The following is a 16,432-nucleotide window of genomic DNA, read 5'->3' on the forward strand; positions in this document are numbered from 1 at the left end:
AATTCACGGACAAGACCGGCAAGGTTGTCGGCACCATGAGCCGAGGCAACGACGTCCACATCCGCAGCTGCAAGGCCTGCCGTCAGCATCGGAGTGTTGACGTCCCAGATCTGGGCGGCCTCACGCGCGCCTCCGGCGCGCCGAACCTCGTCGCCGGTGACCAGTAATGCCACGCGTAGCCTGCGCCGAACGCGCAGGATGCCTGCACCGGCGGCGGCACAGGCGGCGATCTCCCTCGGGCCGAGCCTCTGCCCCTTGTCGAGGACGGTCGCGCCGCTGGCCATGTCACTGCCCGCACGGCGGATATTCAGTCCCGATCCAGGTCGGCGCGACAGATGAACCACGTCCCCGTCACGCTGAACCTCCTCCTGCATCACGACCGCGTCCGCGCCATCCGGGATTGGTGCGCCCGTGAAGATCCGGGCCGCCACGGCTCCTGCAACCGGCGTCGTCACCGCCTGCCCGGCAGGCACGCGCGCAACGACTGGCAACACCCAAGGTCCGGCGCCAGTCAGGGCCGATGTCGCGATCGCATAGCCATCCATTGCCGCATTATCGAAAGCCGGTGCCATGGACCGGGACCGGACCGGCTGGGCAAGAATGCGGCCAAAGGCGTGGTCGAGCGACAGGGCCTCGGTGCGGCTGACCGGTGCTACATTTCCTGCAATCCGGGTCAGTGCCTCGTCGATGCTGATCAGCGCGTGAAGGATGTCATGACTGTCACAGCCGCAGCCCGGTGACGCGATGGCTTGATGGATGGTCATTGTGCTGCCTCCTCGGCGGAATGGGTAGGCTGGAAATGCCCGGGCCCGATGCTGCAATCGAGATCTCGAAGGCGCCCGTCCTTGAGCCCGTAAATCAGGCCATGCACGCGGACATCGGCTCCGCGGCGCCATGCCTTCTGCAGGATCGGCGTCTCGCAGACGCGCCGCACGCCTTCGACCACGTTGAGTTCGGCCAGCCGGTCGCGTTGTGCCTCGAGGTCGGCTTCGCGCCCCAGATCGACCGCATAAGCACGGGCGAGGCGCCGGATCGGCTCGAGCCAGTGATCGGCCAGACCGTGTGGCAGATCCTCGGTCGCGGCCTTGACCCCGCCGCAGCCATAGTGGCCGCAAACGATGATCTCGCGTACATGCAAGGCATCGACCGCGAATTCCAGCGCCGACAGGAGGTTCATGTCCGAGGAATGAACGATGTTGGCGACGTTGCGATGGACGAACACTTCGCCTGGATCCAGCCCCGCGACCACGTTGGCCGGCACCCGGCTGTCCGAACAGCCGATCCAGAAGAACTCGGGCGCCTGAAGGGCGGCAAGGCGGGTGAAATAGTCAGGCTCTTCGTCGTGACGTTTTTTCGACCACGCCACATTGCGCGCCAGAAGGTCATTCAACATCGGTCGTCCCCGGGAAATCTGGCAGCCCGCGTCTTGAGCGCATGTGTTTCGACAGGATCCGCAGATCGGCCCGGGTCAGCCGGGCGCGGGCAATCGGCAAGAGGATCGCGTTTTCGGCAACGAGGTGGCGCCGCACGTGCCCCGCAAACCTGGACAACACCCCGCGCTCCTTGGCGGACAGATCGGCCCCTCTATCGAGGCAACGAGTGAGCATCGCTCGCACTTCGGGCAGAAGACGCATCGCCTCATCCTGATCGGCCCTGATCCGGTCGATCGCACCCTCAATCGCATCCTCTTCTGTGCAGCGCCGGGCAAGAAGCGGGAACAGGTCCTCAGCCTCGTCGCGGAGGTGGACGTTCAGTTCCTCGTTCACAAAGCGCAGCACCGCTGTCGCTTCTTGGCGATTGAAAGCGTCCGCCGTTGCCAGCGCGTCGATTACTGCGCAAATCTGACGTTCGCGCAGGTGGTCTTCGCTGATGAAGTCCAGAGGATTTGCGAGCAGGCTCGGACTCGTCGGTTTGTCGCCACTTCCGCGCGTCACTGTCTCTGACGGTTTCATCACACGTCCTTTCGCGTGGTTCAGATCGGCGTCAGGCTTGCGCCGGAGATCTGCGCCCCTTGACCGAGGCTCTCCACGAAGGCGCGCGAGGCGCGCGCCCAGGCTGCCTTTTCCAACGCCTGCGCGATCTTCGGCCGAACGGTGTCGTAGGGCAGCACCTGCCCCGGCGCCGTGGCATTCAGTCGGATGATATGCCAGCCGTGGCGCGACAACACGGGCGCCGGGGTCACGGCCCCTTCGGTCAGGGAGCGCAGGGCTGCCTCGAACTCCGGCACGGTGTCACCGGGGCCAAGCTGACCCAGATGGCCGCCAGAAGCCTTCGAACCGCAATCGCTTTCGCGCGCGGCAGCGGCAAATCCCTTGGCATCGCCGTCGAGTCGCGCCAGCAGGGTAACGGCCCGTGCCTCGGCCGCGGCGCACTCGGCTTCGTCGCGCGGATCGCAGGCGCACAGGATGTGCGAGACATCCCAGAGCGGTGCCGAACGATATCGGGCAGGGTCCTTCTCCCATTCCGCGCGCACGGCCTCTTCACCGACGGGTTCGATCACCAGCGCCTCGTCCAGCAGGGCGCGGATCAGGGCTTCGTCGTCCGTCTCGAACCGCCCCGGCGCCAGCTCGAGCGGGTCGGGCGTCAACCCGCGCCGCTTCGCCTCCTGCAAGAGCAGCGTACGGATCACCAGCGCCTGCGCCGCCTTGCGCCAGGCGATCCCCGGCTTGTCCTTGGGGGCGCTGTGGTTCTGGGCCTCGGCGGCGATCGCCGCCGAGGGGATGATTTCGCCGTTCACGACGACATCGGGAAACAGGGCCACGTTCATCTGGCTCACTCCGCGGGCGTCGTGGCGGTAGGACCGCGCTTGGCTTGCACCTTGTCATAGGCGCGGCGGCGTTCTTCCAGAGGACGGTGCCGGCGCGACCGCACGATCTGGTAACCTGGCCGTGTCAGCAGGTAGCGGAACGGCGCGGCAAAGCCCGACCAGATGTGCACCAGCCGCGTGAACGGAAACAGCGCCGTTATGATCAGACCCAGGAAGATGTGCAGCTTGTAGAGCCAGTGCACGTCGACCACGGTGACCCAGGCGTTGATGTTCCAGCTGACCACGCTCTGCGACCAGGTCATGAAGCGGACCATTTCCGACCCGTCCATGTGTTGCAGCGTCTGCGTGATCGTCAGCAGGCCGATGGCCAGCTGCAGCCAGATCAGGACCATGATCAGGATGTCGGGGACGGTCGATGTCACCCGGATGCGCGGATCCACGAGTCGGCGGTGCAGCAGCATGGTCGATCCAATCAGGGCGGCGATGCCGGCAGGTCCGCCGATCAGGACCGCCATCCATTGCTTCAGCGCATAGGGTATGCCGATGGCATCCAGGACCCAGATCGGCGTGAAGAGGCCGATAAGGTGCCCGAAGAACACGGTCAGGATGCCGACGTGGAACAGGATCGAGCCCCAGATCAACTGCTTGCGACGCAGGAGCTGGCTTGAGGAACTCTTCCAGGTGAAGGGGTCCCGCTCGTAGCGCACGATCGACCCCACGAGGAAGATCGTCAGCGCGACATAGGGCATGACCCCGAAGATGACGAAGTTGATGTCGAAGTCGCCGAACATGTCATGCACTCCTGTTCAATTGTTGCGGGGTCGGTTTGTCCATCGCCGCGAGCATGTCGCGGACCTGCGGACAACCGGCGTTCGGATCGGGACCGAAGGTGACTTCCGTTTCCTCCCAGACAGCGTCGAGCGCCGCGAGGTCGGTCGGATCATCATCGGGCTGGGCCAGCATGTCGGCCACCGCTTCGGCATCGGCCTGTGTGTCGGCGAGCTGGGAAAGAGCGGCGAACGCGGCAGCATACCCGCTGGCGCGCCGGACAAGCCGGGCCGCGAGAGCGTCAAGGATATGCGCCGCGTCCGCCAAGGTTTCCTGCACTTCTGCGAAGGGACGCGTCGACAGGAATTCCAGCAGCACCGGCAGGTGGTCCGGCAGTTCCGTTGTGGCGGGCTCGAAACCGCCCGCCCGGTAGGTCTCGATCAGGCTGACCATCGCTCCGCCGCGGTCCCGGCTTTCGCCGTGGACGTGCTCGAAGAGATTGAGCGATAGCGTTCGCGACCTGTCGAAGAGCATCACATAGCTCTCCTGCAGATCGTAGAGATCGGCGTCTGCGAAGCCATTGGTCAACGAGCGCAGCGCAGCCCGTGTCTCGGCGGTGATGCGGCGATCGTCGGCAAGGACGGCGCCGATGTCGGGCATCGCCTCCTGAAGTTCCCGCGAGGGATAGCTCAGGATCAGCGATAGGGCTTTCAGGGAACGGTCCAGCATCAGAAGGTCTCCTGCGGAAGGGCGAACTTTTTCTTCTTGCCGCCGAAGAGCGTCGTCTTGCCCGCCTCGCCGGTGGAACAGCCGTTGCCGTCGGTGAAGCCGCAGCCGCCGCGAATATCGGCGCCATGCTCGTTCTGTTCGCGGTGCGCCGTGGGGATCGCGAAACGATCCTCGTAATCGGCGATGGCCATGATCTTGTACATGTCCTCGATCACCCGACCGGACATGCCGACCCGGGCGGCGATCGCCTCGTCCCGCACGCCGTCAACGCTGAGGGCCCGCATGTAGAGCCGCATCGCCGACATGCGTTCGAGGGCGTGAACGATGGGCTCCTCGTCGCCCGCCGTCAGCATGTTGGCGAGGTATTTGACGGGGATGCGCAGGGAGCGGACGTCGGGCATCTGGTCGCTCATCGCGATCTGGCCCGCCTGAGCGGCGTTCTGGATCGGGCTGAGCGGCGGGATGTACCACACCATCGGCAGCGTCCGGTATTCCGGGTGCAGCGGGAAGGCGACCTTCCAATCCATCGCCATCTTCCAGACCGGGCTGACCTTCGCCGCCTCGATCCAGTCCTCGGGTACGCCGTCGCGGCGCGCCGCGGCGATCACCTCGGGGTCGTTCGGGTCGAGGAAGACGTCGAGCTGCGCGCCGTAGAGATCGGTCTCGCGCTCGGCGCTGGCCGCAGCTTCGATCTTGTCTGCGTCATAAAGGATCACGCCCAGATAGCGAATGCGCCCGACGCAGGTTTCCGAGCAGACCGTCGGCTGGCCGCTTTCGATCCGCGGATAGCAGAAGGTGCATTTCTCGGATTTGCCGGTGTCCCAGTTGTAATAGACCTTCTTGTAGGGGCAGCCCGAGACGCACATCCGCCAGCCGCGGCACTTCTCCTGGTCGATCAGAACGATGCCGTCCTCCTCGCGCTTGTAGATCGCGCCCGAGGGACAGGAGGCGGAACAGGTGGGGTTAAGGCAGTGCTCGCACAGGCGCGGCAGATACATCATGAAGGTGTTTTCATACTCTCCATAAATGTCCTTCTGCACCTGATCGAAGTTGTAGTCCTGAGACCGCTTCGAGAATTCGCCGCCGAGGATCTCCTCCCAGTTCGGACCCTTCTCGATCTTCTCCATCCGCTCGCCGGTGATCTTCGAGCGGGGGCGCGCGGTCGGGAACGCGGTCATGTCGGGCGCCGATTTCAGGTGGTCGTAGTCGAAATCGAACGGCTCGTAGTAGTCGTCGATCTCGGGCATGGCCGGGTTGGCGAAGATGTTCGCCAGGATGCGCCATTTGCTGCCCTGCTTGGGATGCAATTTGCCCGAAGCCGAGCGTACCCAGCCGCCGTTCCAGCGTTTCTGGTTTTCCCAGTCCGTCGGATAGCCGGTGCCGGGCTTGGTCTCGACGTTGTTGAACCACGCGTATTCGACACCTTCGCGCGTCGTCCACACATTCTTGCAGGTGACCGAGCAGGTGTGACACCCGATGCATTTGTCGAGGTTCAGGACCTTTCCGATTTGTGCACGAACTCTCATTCCGCTGCCTCCACGTTCTGGGTTGCGGACCGGCTTGCGGGTTTGTCGAGCCAGTCGATCTTCTTCATTTTCCGCACGATCACGAACTCGTCGCGGTTGCTGCCCACGGTGCCGTAGTAGTTGAAGCCGTAGGACAGCTGCGCGTAGCCGCCGATCATGTGCGTGGGTTTCAGGGTGGCGCGGGTCACCGAGTTGTGGATGCCGCCGCGATTGCCGGTCTTTTCCGAACCGGGCGTGTTCACGATCTTTTCCTGCGCGTGATACATGAATAGCGTCCCCTGCTTGATCCGCTGGGACACCACCACCCGCGCGGTCAGCGCGCCGTTCGTGTTGTAGGCCTCGACCCAGTCGTTATCGACCAGCCCGGCCTTCTTCGCGTCCACCTCGGACATCCAGACCACCGGGCCGCCCCTGTTCAGCGTCAGCATCAAGAGGTTATCGGTGTAGGTGCTGTGGATGCCCCATTTCTGGTGCGGCGTGATGAAGTTCAGCACCACGTGCGGGCTGCCCTCGGCCGCGTCGTTGTTGACGGCCGCGGTGATGGTCTTGAGGTCCACCGGCGGGCGATAGCTGACGAAACCCTCGCCGAAGGCGCGCATCCATTCGTGATCCTGATAGAGTTGCTGGCGGCCCGTCAGGGTGCGCCACGGGATAAGTTCGTGGACGTTGGTGTAGCCAGCGTTGTAGCAGACCTCCTCGCTCTCGATGCCTGACCATGTGGGCGACGAGATGATCTTGCGCGGTTGCGCGGCGATATCGCGGAAGCGGATCTTGGTGTGATGCGCGCCCTCCGCCAGGTGGGCATGGTGCTGCCCCGTGGGCTTCTCAAGTTCTTCCCAGGCCTTCACGGCCACTTCGCCGTTGGTTTCGGGGGCCAGCATCAGGATCATCTCGGCCGCGTCGATGGCGGTTTCGAGTTTCGGCTGGCCTTTGGACACGCCCTCGTCCAGCACGACCCCGTTCAGGTCGCGCAGGTGCTTGACCTCGGTCTTGGTGTCCCAGTTGATCCCCTTGCCGCCGTTGCCGAGTTTCTCGAGCAGCGGCCCGACCGAGGTGAACTTCTTGTAGAGGTTTGGATAATCCCGCTCGACCGCGATGTAGTTCGGCGCGGTCTTGCCCGGGATCAGGTCGCATTCGCCCTTTTTCCAGTCCTTGACATGAGCCTGCGCCAGTTCGGCGGCGGTATCGTGCAGGAGAGGAAGCTGGACGATGTCGGTTTCCACGCCCAGCACCTCGGGCGCCACTTCGGAGAATTTCCGGGCGATGGACTTGAAGATCTCCCAGTCAGACTTCGACTCGTAGGCCGGGTCCACCGCCGCCTGCAGCGGGTGGATGAAGGGGTGCATGTCCGAGGTGTTGAGGTCGTCCTTTTCGTACCAGGAAGCCGTCGGTAGAACGATGTCGGAGTACACCGCCGTCGTGGACATCCGGAAGTCGATGCAGACCAGCAGGTCAAGCTTGCCCTTCGGCGCCTCGTCATGCCAGCGGGCCTCCTTCGGCATCACGCCGCCTTCCTCGCCCAGATCCTTGCCCATGACGCCGTGATCGGTGCCCAGAAGGTGCTTGAGGAAGTATTCGTGCCCCTTGCCGGACGACCCCAGAAGGTTTGACCGCCAGACAAACAGGTTGCGCGGCCAGTTTTCCGGGGCGTCCGGATCCTGGCAGGACATTTCCAGATCGCCGGATTTCAGCTGTTCGGCGACGTAGTCCTTGATCTCCTTCCCGGCCTTCTTTGCGGCTTTCGAGACTTCCAGAGGATTGGTCTTGAGCTGTGGGGCAGACGGCAGCCAGCCCATGCGCTCGGCCCGGATGTTATAGTCGATCAGGCTGATGTCCCAATCGCCCTCGGGTGCGGTCGGCGACAGGATCTCGCCGGCGCGCAATGTCTCATAGCGCCATTGGTCGGTATGCGCGTACCAGCACGAGGTGGAGTTCATGTGCCGCGGCGGGCGGTTCCAGTCGAGCGCGAAGGCCAAAGGCTGCCAGCCCGTCTGCGGGCGCAGCTTCTCCTGACCAACGTAATGCGACCAGCCGCCGCCCTCCTGTCCGATGCAGCCGCACATCACCAGCATGTTGATGATGCCGCGGTAGTTCATGTCCATGTGGTACCAGTGGTTCAGACCGGCCCCGAGGATGACCATGGACTTGCCATGGGTCTTTTCGGCGTTGCCGGCGAATTCCCGCGCAACCGCGATGATCTTCTCGCGCTCCACGCCGGTGATCTTTTCGGCCCAGGCCGGGGTGTAGGGGCTGTCGTCATTGAAGTCCTTGGACACCCACTCACCGCCAAGGCCCCGGTCGAGACCGTAATTGGCGCAGAAGAGGTCGAATACGGTGGCGACCAGCACCTCCTTGCCATCGGCGAGCGCGATACGCCGGGCGGGAATGTTCCGGGTCAGCACCTCGGGGTGATCGCATTTGACGAAATCGCCGGTGGCAGCACCCCCGAAATAGGGGAAGTCGACCCCAACCACCTCGTCGTGATCCTCGTCAAGGATCTGGCTGAGGCGCAGTTTGGTTTCCGCGCCTTTCGCCTGCTCCTCGAGGTTCCACTTGCCCTCTTCGCCCCAACGGAACCCGATGGATCCATTGGGCGCCACGATCTTGCCCGATGCCTCGTCGTAGGCGACCGTCTTCCAGTCGGGGTTGTTCGACTCGCCCAGGTTCCCGTCGAAATCGTCGGCGCGCAGCATCCGGCCCGGCACCAGGTGGCCGTCCTTCTCATCGAGCCGCACCAGCATCGGCATGTCGGTATACTTGCGGGCATACTCCTCGAAATACTCGGCCTGCCGGTCGAGGTGGAATTCGCGCAGGATCACATGGCCCATGGCCATCGCCAGCGCCGCGTCGGTGCCCGCCTGCGGGTTCAGCCAGATGTCGCCGAACTTGGCGGCTTCCGAATAGTCGGGGCTGACCACGGCCGACTTGGTGCCGCGATAGCGCACTTCGGTGTAGAAATGGGCGTCGGGCGTGCGGGTCTGCGGCACGTTCGAGCCCCAGAGCATCAGGAATCCCGCGTTGTACCAGTCGGCCGATTCCGGCACGTCGGTCTGTTCGCCCCAGGTCTGGGGGGATGCCGGCGGCAAGTCGCAGTACCAGTCGTAGAACGACATGCAGGTGCCGCCCAGAAGCGACAGGTAGCGTGAGCCCGCGGCGTAGCTGACCATCGACATGGCCGGGATCGGCGAGAAACCGAAGACGCGGTCGGGCCCGTAGGTCTTGGCCGTGTAGGCGTTGGCGGCGGCGATGATCTCGGTAGCTTCGTCCCAGCTTGCCCGCACGAAGCCGCCCTTGCCGCGGGTCTTGTTGATCCCGTTGCGCAGGGCAGGATCGCCCTGGATCGCGGCCCAGGCGGCCACCGGCGTCATCGTCTCGCGCATCTTGCGCCAGGCCCGCATCAGGGCGCTCCGGATGAGCGGGTTCTTCACCCGGTTCGCGGAATAGAGATACCAGCTGTAGGACGCTCCCCGCGCGCAGCCGCGCGGTTCGTGGTTGGGCAGGCCCGCGCGGGTGCGCGGATAGTCGGTCTGCTGGGTTTCCCAGGTGACGATGCCGGACTTGACGTAGATCTTCCACGAACACGACCCGGTGCAGTTCACCCCATGCGTCGAGCGGACGATCTTGTCGTGCCGCCAGCGGTTCCGGTAGGTGTCCTCCCAGTCGCGGTTCTCGCGGGTGGTCTGTCCCCAACCGTCGGAGAATTGCTCCAGTTCCTTGCTCTGGAAGAAGTTCAGTTTGTCGAGCAGATGGCTCATTGGGCTGTCCTTTCGGGTGTCTGGATGCGGGCGGCGAACTGCGCCGCCCGGGAAATCAACTGGATCATTCAGCGGGCTGGGCTGCGGTGCCCTGCGGCGTGCGGCCATGTTCGATGTCGTGGAGAAGGCCGCCGGGACGCGTGTAGACCACCCACGTGATGACGACGCAGATCACGTAGAAGATCAGGAAACCCCACAGCGCCCCAACGGCAGACCCGGTCATCGCGATTGACGTGCCGTAGGCCTTGGGGATGAAGAAGGCGCCGTAAGCCGCGATGGCGGAAGTGAAGGCCACGATCGCGCCGGACTCCATCGCGATCTGCCGCTTGCGCTCTTCAGCACCCAGGTGCGGCATAAGGCGCGGAATTTCGCGGCCCATGATGACCGGGATCATCTGGAAGGTGGAGGCGTTGCCGACACCGGTCAGGAAGAACAGCGCCATGAAGCAGGCGAAGAAACCGACGAAGGATCCCAGCCCAAGGAAGCTGATCACACCGAACGTGGCAATGATCATCAGGGCGAAGGTCCAGAAGGTCACGCGACCGCCGCCGAACTTGTCCGAGATCCAGCCGGTTCCGGCGCGGCTGAGCGCGCCCACCAGCGGCCCGAGGAACACGTAGTTGAGTGCGTTCACTTCCGGGAAGGCCAGCCGCGTCAGCAGAGGGAAACCCGCGGAGTAGCCGATGAAGCTGCCGAAGGTGCCGGTGTAGAGGATACACATCAACCAGTTCTGCTTACGGCTGAAGATCACCGCCTGGTCCGCAAAGCTGGCGCGTGCATCTGCGATGTCGTTCATGCCCAACCAGGCCGCTATGGTCGCTGCGAGGATGAAGGGCACCCAGACGAAGCCTGCGTTCTGCATCCACAGCTGACCGCCGTCGGACATGGTCTGCGGTTGCCCGCCAAGTGCCCCGAAGACACCCGCCGTGATGACGATGGGCACAAGGAACTGCATGACCGACACGCCGAGGTTCCCCAGCCCCGCGTTCAGCGCCAATGCGTTGCCCTTTTCGGCCTTCGGGAAGAAATAGCCGATATTGGCCATCGACGAGGCGAAGTTGCCGCCGCCGAAGCCGCACAGCAGCGCCAGCACGAGGAAGATCAGGTACGGCGTGTCGGGGTTTTGGACTGCGTAGCCGATACCCATCGCAGGCAGCAGAAGCGAGGCGGTCGACAGCGTGGTCCACAGCCGCCCGCCAAAGATCGGAACCATGAAGCTGTAGAAGATCCGCAGCGTCGCGCCCGACAGGCCCGGCAGGGCCGCCAGCCAGAACAGCTGGCCCGGGGTGAAGTCGAACCCGATGGCGGGCAGACGGGCGACGACGACCGACCAGACCATCCAGACCGAGAAGGCCAGAAGCAGCGCCGGGATCGAGATCCAGAGGTTGCGACGCGCAACGGCACGGCCCTTTGCGGCCCAGAATTGCTGGTCCTCCGGCCGCCAATCCTCCAGCACGCGCGGCATGGCGGTGCGTTCGGGGTGGTGAATGTCCTGCATCTCGGGCAGCTGCGGCAGTTGGTCGAGCACTTCGCCATGCGCGGCGCGCTCCATCGCGCGGATCGACAGATGCATCCAGGTCAGTGCGATGGCGACCAGTCCGAAGAGCAGCGCAAAGCATGACGTGTAGATGCCCGTGAGATCGAGGAGTGCGCCGAAGGCGATCGGCAGAACGAAACCACCAAGGCCCCCGATCATGCCGACAAGCCCGCCGACGGCACCCACATGTTTGGGGTAGTAGACCGGGATGTGCTTGAAGACCGCCGCCTTGCCGAGGCTCATGAAGAAGCCCAGAGCGAAGAGCGTGACGATGAAGGGCCAAAGACCCATTTGCGTCGAGAAGGCGATGGCGCCGTCCTTGCCCTGGATGACGTAGTCCGTGGGCGGGTAGCTCAGCATGAACAGGAACAGCAGCGAAAAGCCGAAGGTCCAGTACATGACCCGGCGCGCGCCGAACTTGTCGCTGAGATGGCCGCCGTATGCGCGAAAGAGCGAAGCCGACAGACTGAACGACGCCGCCGCCATGCCCGCGAAGCGCACGTCGATTCCGTAGACGTCGATCAGGTAGTGCGGCATCCACAGCGCCAGCGCGACGAAAGCACCAAAGACGAAGAAGTAGTAGAGCGAGAAGCGCCAGACCTGCAGGTTCTTCAGCGGTGCGAATTGCTGCGCCAGCGACGGTGCCTTCGCCCCTGTCTTGCGCCGCTCGACCAGCTCGGGATCGTCCTTTGCCAGCAGGAAGAACAGTACGCCGATGATGGCGAGCCCCGCGGCCCAGACATAGGCCACACCGTGCCAGCCATAGGCGACCATGACGAAGGGAGCGACGAACTTGGTGACCGCGGCGCCGACGTTGCCCGCACCGAAGATACCCAGCGCGGTCCCCTGGTGGCCTGCGTCATACCAGCGGCTGACATAGGCGACGCCGATGATGAACGACCCGCCCGCGAGGCCGATGCCGAGGGCCGCGATCAGATACATGATGTAGCTGTCGGCCAGCGTCAGCGCCCATGTGGCCAGCGCCGTCAGGATCATCTGGCTCGAGAACACCAGCCGCCCGCCGTACTTCTCAGTCCAGACGCCCAAGAACAGGCGGGTGACCGATCCGGTCAGGATCGGGGTGGCGACCAGCAGGCCGAACTGGGTGTCGTTCAGGCCAAGCTCGGCCTTGATGGCTACACCGATGATGGAAAAGATCGTCCAGACCGCGAAACAGGCGGTGAAGGCGATCGTGCTCAGGCTCAAGGCGCGCGTCTGATCGGCGCGTGAGGCTGTTGCAACGGTCTGCATGGCGGGTCTCCGGCAAAAAAGGTCTTTCACCCCTGCGTGGGGATCAGTGCCAGACCTGACGCCACAGCGACGCTCATGACTTGATCTAGATCACAAAACTGAGAAAATGCTAACGAAATAAATGGCTTACAGAAATATGTCATCCGATGAGCGGGCGCAGATCAAGGCTGCGGTCGCGAAGGTCAACCGACGGGTTGACATATATCAATTGATTTGGTGACAATTGTTAAGCGCGCAAAGTCGAAGGGGGACCGACATGCCCGATTCCGAATACCGGGATATTCGAAAACTCGATCTCTTTGCGCAGATGGCGGATGATAATTTCACATCCTTGATGCGGGGCGCCTATGTGCAGAATTTCCCTGCACAGATCGAATTGATCACTGAAGGAGAACCGAGCGATTTTCTTCATATCGTCGTTTCGGGCTCGGTCGATCTGTTTTCGACCTGGAATGGCCGAGAGACCAGCATGGCGACCGTCCGCCCGATCTCGACCTTCATTCTTGCCGCGACCATCAAGGATGCACCCTACCTGATGTCGGCCCGCACGTTGGAGAAAAGCCGGATCGCGCTGATCCCCAGTCAGGACGTGCGCGCGATCTTCGACGCCGACAGCAACTTTGCCCGTGCGATCGTCACGGAACTGGCGCAGTGCTATCGCTCGGTCATCAAGGCGCAAAAGGATCTGAAACTCAGAACCTCGCTCGAGCGGCTCGCGAACTACCTGCTGAGGCAACAAAGGCACGCGGGAGGTGGGGCTGCGTTCGAGCTGGACTTCGAGAAGCGGCGCCTGGCCTCTGTGCTGGGCATGACCCCTGAAAATCTCAGCCGCGCCTTCAAGGGCCTGCAGCCCTATGGCGTTTCCGTGACCGGCACGCGCATCTCCATCGACAATCAGGCGGACCTTGAGCGCTTTGCGAAACCAAATCCACTGATTGATGACTTTTCAACCTGAGGGACTGACAGATGACCAAATCCATGCCCGGCGCCGCCGGAGATCTCGCCGAGGAACACCCTGATGTCTGGAAGGCCTATGCTGCCTTGGGCAAGGCAACGGCCAATTGCGGCCCCCTGACAGACCGCGAGAAGCGCCTCGTCAAGCTCGCCCTCGCGATTGGCGCGGGCTCCGAAGGCGCGGTCCATTCCCACACCCGGCGCGCCAGATCGGAGGGGATTGAGGCTGAGGCGATCATGCAGGTCGCGATGCTGGCCATCGGCCCGCTCGGCCTGCCCCGGGCTGTCGCCGCGAAGACCTGGATCGAAGACATCAAGGATTGACCTTCAAGGAAGCGGGCTGACCCCAAAAAGAAACGGATGCGCCCAGAGCAGCGCCCCGTAAAGCGCAATGCCTGCCGCAAGCCGCAGGAGAGTGCCCCCCGACGGGGACGCCGAGAGGAGCGGCGCCTCCGCCACGCGCTCAAGCTTCCGTTGCCACTCTGGCCCCATCTCGCGGCGTTTGCGCCGGTCGATCAGTCGGTCTCCCAGCAGCGCGAAAGCGGCGAAGGTGCCGAACAGGATCACGTGGGCCAGATCTCCGTTGGGCACGACATGGGCCGCCGCCCAAAGCGCCAACGCCAGAAGCAGCGGATGACGCGACAAGCGAACGATGCCGGGCCGTGCCGGGTCGAACTGGTCATTGCGTGCTCCCCCGAACGAGAAAGGGTTGGGCCGGCCGATGGAGAGCGCAAGGATCAGGCAGACCGGCCCCATGACCGTCAAAGGGACATAGATCTGCCATGGCGCCCAGTCCCAAAGGGCCACATGCGGGGCGCGGCCTGCCGCCGCGATCAGCCAGGCCAGCACCGCGAGCGACAGGGCGGAATAGACCAGCGTGAAACCGACAGGGCCAAGCCGCGTCTGAAGCCAGGGTCGCAGCGGCGGTCGCACGGGCAACGAATGCGACAGGAAGAACACGACATAGGCGAGGGCGAACTCGAACCATCCCATGGATGCGCGTCTCAGATCCGCTTGGCGGCGGGCAGACGTAGCAATAGCCCGCCGTAGATGACCGCAAAGCTGCCGAAGGCAAGTGTCCAGAATAGCCCTGCCACAGTGTTCAAGGGGCTGGAAAATTCGGGCCATACGCCGCCCGCGACCCGCGCGAATACGGACAGGATCAGGGCCAGATAGATCATGACGGTCCCTGCTCCCGCCCGTAGGTCCTGCCCGGTATGACCAAGCGTGGCGCGTGTCATCACGGCCAGTGTCATCAAGCCGATTGCACCCGCCATCCAGAAATGCTGCGCGCCCGCCATTCCGACGGACCCGGGAGCCAAGATTTCTGCGGCCAATGCCAGGGCCCCCAACGGCACGAAGGCATAGCCTGCGTGCAACACAGTCACCAGCGGCTCGGCAAAGGTGTGGTGTCCGGCCCAACGGGCCAATCGCAGGGCGTGCAACACGGCTGCCAGCGCAAGCGCGCCTCCAGTCAGCGTCCCGAGAGGCAGTGCTACCCACAGCACAAGCGCCACTAGAAGAGCCGCGAGCGCCCCCTTGTCGAAGGGCTGCATCGGCGCTGCGGGCAGTACGGCGCTGCGCCGTTTCACCAGCCAGTTACGGGTGAAGGACGGCACTATGCGGCCGCCGATGACCGCGATCATCATCACGCCCGCGCCCAGGCCTAGTCGCAGGCCGTAACCTTGCGCGGCATACTCGCCTTGCGCGGCCTCCCAGTGAAACAGCGCGTTGCCGAGGGCAAAGACCGCGAGCATCGCCAGCACGATTAGATTGCGCCAGTTCCGGCCCGCCACGATTTCGCGCCCGATCACCGTGGCCAGTACGACCGGGAAGGCAAGGTCGACCGCCGCCACCAGCAGCCCCGGCAACCCCGCCGAAAAGATCACAGCCACGCGCCCCACGAGCCACAGCGCCGCCAGTCCGCCCAGCGGCCAGCCGACGATTGGCAGGCGCCCCGTCCAGTTTGGCACCGCTGTCAGGAGAAAGCCCGCGACAACGGCGCCGAGATAACCGTAGAGGAACTCGTGCGCGTGCCATGACACGGGGTCGAAGGCTGTGGGCAACATCAGGTGCCCTGACAGCATCGGCACCCAAAGCGCCATCGCGAGCACGGTCCAGACCGCCGCGCCGAAAAAGAACGGGCGGAACCCGTAGGTCAGGATCGCGGGTCCGGTCCAGGCGCGCATCTGTTCGGCGGTCGAGGTCATTTGTGGCGTCCCTTGCGCGCTCAGGCCGGCGCGGCGGCGGAAATGCGGCGGTAGCCTGCCGTGCCATGATAGAAACCGTTGCTCAGGCCCGCATGCCCGCTCAGCGTCGCAAGGCGAGCATCAGCCTCGCCTGTCGGCACGCGCCCATCGAGCGCATCACGAAACACCTGCGCTACCGCGACCATGTCCACGGCCTGTGGCATCAGCCGCAGGTGCGTGACGCCATCGGCAATCAGACGGGCCGCTTCGGGGAGCAGGTCGACATAGCTTTCCGACAGGGTCTGGATGCCGTTCACCCGCAGGATCGGCCGGTCGTCGCGGGTGCGGAGCGGCATGCCGTCGGGGTCTTCTTCACAGACGAACTGGCAGTTGTCCTTGGTGCGGCCGTGCGCGCGGGCGTGATAGCACCGCGCTGACACAGCCAGAGACGCGCGGCCGAAAACCTGCACCTCGACACCCAGGCCCAACGCAACTGCTGCCTGCGCCGCGGCTGCAATGGCCGGGGCCGGCATCTCGGCCGGTAGGCAGACATGGGTCGCGCCCTGCCCGGCCATCCAGGCTATCGTCGCGTCGTTGTACGCGTTCATGAAGGGGCCGATCCGATGCGGACGCTTACCGCGCGCGTAAAGCCCTGCGGCGTTGTTCACCTCGATCTCGGGCGTGTCCATCGCGGCCAGATCCTCGGTTGCCTTGCGCTCGCGTTTCAGCATCACCTCGGCCAGCGTTGACAGGATCACGGTCTTGCCTGCGCGCTCCAACCGCTCGATCGTGGCCGGCAGGTCTGCCTCGTGGAAGGGCGCGCGCTTGGAGCAAATCACCTCGCCCAGATAAACCTCGTCGACGGGCGCCTCATCCGCGATGCGGGCGTAGAAGTCACGCCGTGCATCCGCGGACCAGTGGTAGGCGATCGGGCCGAGCGTCAGTTTCGTCATGGT

At 64.1% G+C, this 16,432-nt stretch carries 14 protein-coding genes; 2 read left to right on the top strand and 12 right to left on the bottom strand.

Annotated features, from left to right (window positions below):
• The 9 genes from TR61_RS13680 to TR61_RS13720 form a co-directional block, all read right to left on the bottom strand.
• The coding region (locus TR61_RS13680) for a MoeA family protein (protein WP_483756984.1) at positions 1–764 on the bottom strand (764 nt) is incomplete at its 3' end.
• Positions 761–1,393, bottom strand: coding sequence for a carbonic anhydrase (locus tag TR61_RS13685; protein WP_050930779.1), 633 nt, complete (start codon positions 1,391–1,393; stop codon positions 761–763). The genes TR61_RS13685 and TR61_RS13680, both read right to left, overlap by 4 nt.
• Positions 1,383–1,952: a hemerythrin domain-containing protein gene (locus TR61_RS13690; RefSeq protein ID WP_050930781.1), complete on the bottom strand. Its 570-nt coding sequence runs from the start codon at positions 1,950–1,952 to the stop codon at positions 1,383–1,385. Before TR61_RS13690 ends, TR61_RS13685 begins: the two co-directional genes overlap by 11 nt.
• A gap of 20 nt (positions 1,953–1,972) precedes the next feature.
• Positions 1,973–2,767, bottom strand: a complete 795-nt coding sequence (locus TR61_RS13695) for a peptidylprolyl isomerase (protein WP_050930853.1) — start codon at positions 2,765–2,767, stop codon at positions 1,973–1,975.
• A gap of 5 nt (positions 2,768–2,772) precedes the next feature.
• Positions 2,773–3,558, bottom strand: coding sequence for a respiratory nitrate reductase subunit gamma (narI, locus tag TR61_RS13700; RefSeq protein ID WP_050930783.1), 786 nt, complete (start codon positions 3,556–3,558; stop codon positions 2,773–2,775).
• Between the two features lies 1 nt (position 3,559).
• A complete protein-coding gene (narJ, locus tag TR61_RS13705) occupies positions 3,560–4,264 on the bottom strand; it encodes a nitrate reductase molybdenum cofactor assembly chaperone (protein WP_172676979.1) in 705 nt (234 codons plus the stop codon).
• Positions 4,264–5,790, bottom strand: coding sequence for a nitrate reductase subunit beta (gene narH / locus TR61_RS13710; protein WP_050930785.1), 1,527 nt, complete (start codon positions 5,788–5,790; stop codon positions 4,264–4,266). Before narH ends, narJ begins: the two co-directional genes overlap by 1 nt.
• On the bottom strand, positions 5,787–9,545 hold the full coding sequence (locus tag TR61_RS13715; RefSeq protein WP_050930790.1) for a nitrate reductase subunit alpha: 3,759 nt from the start codon (positions 9,543–9,545) through the stop codon (positions 5,787–5,789). The genes narH and TR61_RS13715 overlap by 4 nt, the downstream gene beginning before the upstream one ends.
• Before the next feature lie 64 nt (positions 9,546–9,609).
• On the bottom strand, positions 9,610–12,333 hold the full coding sequence (locus tag TR61_RS13720; protein ID WP_050930793.1) for a nitrate/nitrite transporter: 2,724 nt from the start codon (positions 12,331–12,333) through the stop codon (positions 9,610–9,612).
• A gap of 256 nt (positions 12,334–12,589) precedes the next feature.
• On the opposite strand from TR61_RS13720, the gene TR61_RS13725 reads away from it, so the two are divergent.
• Both TR61_RS13725 and TR61_RS13730 read left to right on the top strand, forming a co-directional pair.
• Positions 12,590–13,288 (top strand): cyclic nucleotide-binding domain-containing protein, encoded by a 699-nt coding sequence (locus TR61_RS13725; protein WP_050930795.1) that lies wholly within the window; start codon positions 12,590–12,592, stop codon positions 13,286–13,288.
• A gap of 11 nt (positions 13,289–13,299) precedes the next feature.
• Positions 13,300–13,611, top strand: coding sequence for a carboxymuconolactone decarboxylase family protein (locus TR61_RS13730; RefSeq protein WP_050930797.1), 312 nt, complete (start codon positions 13,300–13,302; stop codon positions 13,609–13,611).
• Positions 13,612–13,614: 3 nt separating this feature from the next.
• Here the strand turns inward: TR61_RS13730 and TR61_RS13735 are convergent, their stop codons facing one another.
• From TR61_RS13735 to ubiV, 3 genes are read right to left on the bottom strand one after another with little or no spacing between them, the layout of a single operon-like run.
• Positions 13,615–14,280: an NnrU family protein gene (locus TR61_RS13735; RefSeq protein ID WP_050930802.1), complete on the bottom strand. Its 666-nt coding sequence runs from the start codon at positions 14,278–14,280 to the stop codon at positions 13,615–13,617.
• Between the two features lie 11 nt (positions 14,281–14,291).
• Positions 14,292–15,497 (bottom strand): NnrS family protein, encoded by a 1,206-nt coding sequence (locus TR61_RS13740; protein WP_050930803.1) that lies wholly within the window; start codon positions 15,495–15,497, stop codon positions 14,292–14,294.
• A 20-nt stretch (positions 15,498–15,517) separates the two neighbouring features.
• Positions 15,518–16,429, bottom strand: coding sequence for a ubiquinone anaerobic biosynthesis protein UbiV (ubiV, locus tag TR61_RS13745; RefSeq protein WP_245626890.1), 912 nt, complete (start codon positions 16,427–16,429; stop codon positions 15,518–15,520).
• Positions 16,430–16,432 lie beyond the last annotated feature (3 nt).

Source organism: Aestuariivita boseongensis (assembly GCF_001262635.1).
Taxonomy (GTDB): domain Bacteria; phylum Pseudomonadota; class Alphaproteobacteria; order Rhodobacterales; family Rhodobacteraceae; genus Aestuariivita; species Aestuariivita boseongensis.

Excerpts from the sequence above, each read along its gene's own strand:
- TR61_RS13685 (WP_050930779.1), bottom strand. The coding sequence starts at position 1,393 with ATGTTGAATGACCTTCTGGCGCGCAATGTGGCGTGGTCGAAAAAACGT.
- TR61_RS13690 (WP_050930781.1), bottom strand. The coding sequence starts at position 1,952 with ATGAAACCGTCAGAGACAGTGACGCGCGGAAGTGGCGACAAACCGACG.
- TR61_RS13695 (WP_050930853.1), bottom strand. The coding sequence starts at position 2,767 with ATGAACGTGGCCCTGTTTCCCGATGTCGTCGTGAACGGCGAAATCATC.
- narI (WP_050930783.1), bottom strand. The coding sequence starts at position 3,558 with ATGTTCGGCGACTTCGACATCAACTTCGTCATCTTCGGGGTCATGCCC.
- narJ (WP_172676979.1), bottom strand. The coding sequence starts at position 4,264 with ATGCTGGACCGTTCCCTGAAAGCCCTATCGCTGATCCTGAGCTATCCC.
- narH (WP_050930785.1), bottom strand. The coding sequence starts at position 5,790 with ATGAGAGTTCGTGCACAAATCGGAAAGGTCCTGAACCTCGACAAATGC.
- TR61_RS13715 (WP_050930790.1), bottom strand. The coding sequence starts at position 9,545 with ATGAGCCATCTGCTCGACAAACTGAACTTCTTCCAGAGCAAGGAACTG.
- TR61_RS13720 (WP_050930793.1), bottom strand. The coding sequence starts at position 12,333 with ATGCAGACCGTTGCAACAGCCTCACGCGCCGATCAGACGCGCGCCTTG.
- TR61_RS13725 (WP_050930795.1), top strand. The coding sequence starts at position 12,590 with ATGCCCGATTCCGAATACCGGGATATTCGAAAACTCGATCTCTTTGCG.
- TR61_RS13730 (WP_050930797.1), top strand. The coding sequence starts at position 13,300 with ATGACCAAATCCATGCCCGGCGCCGCCGGAGATCTCGCCGAGGAACAC.
- TR61_RS13735 (WP_050930802.1), bottom strand. The coding sequence starts at position 14,280 with ATGGGATGGTTCGAGTTCGCCCTCGCCTATGTCGTGTTCTTCCTGTCG.
- TR61_RS13740 (WP_050930803.1), bottom strand. The coding sequence starts at position 15,497 with ATGACCTCGACCGCCGAACAGATGCGCGCCTGGACCGGACCCGCGATC.
- ubiV (WP_245626890.1), bottom strand. The coding sequence starts at position 16,429 with ATGACGAAACTGACGCTCGGCCCGATCGCCTACCACTGGTCCGCGGAT.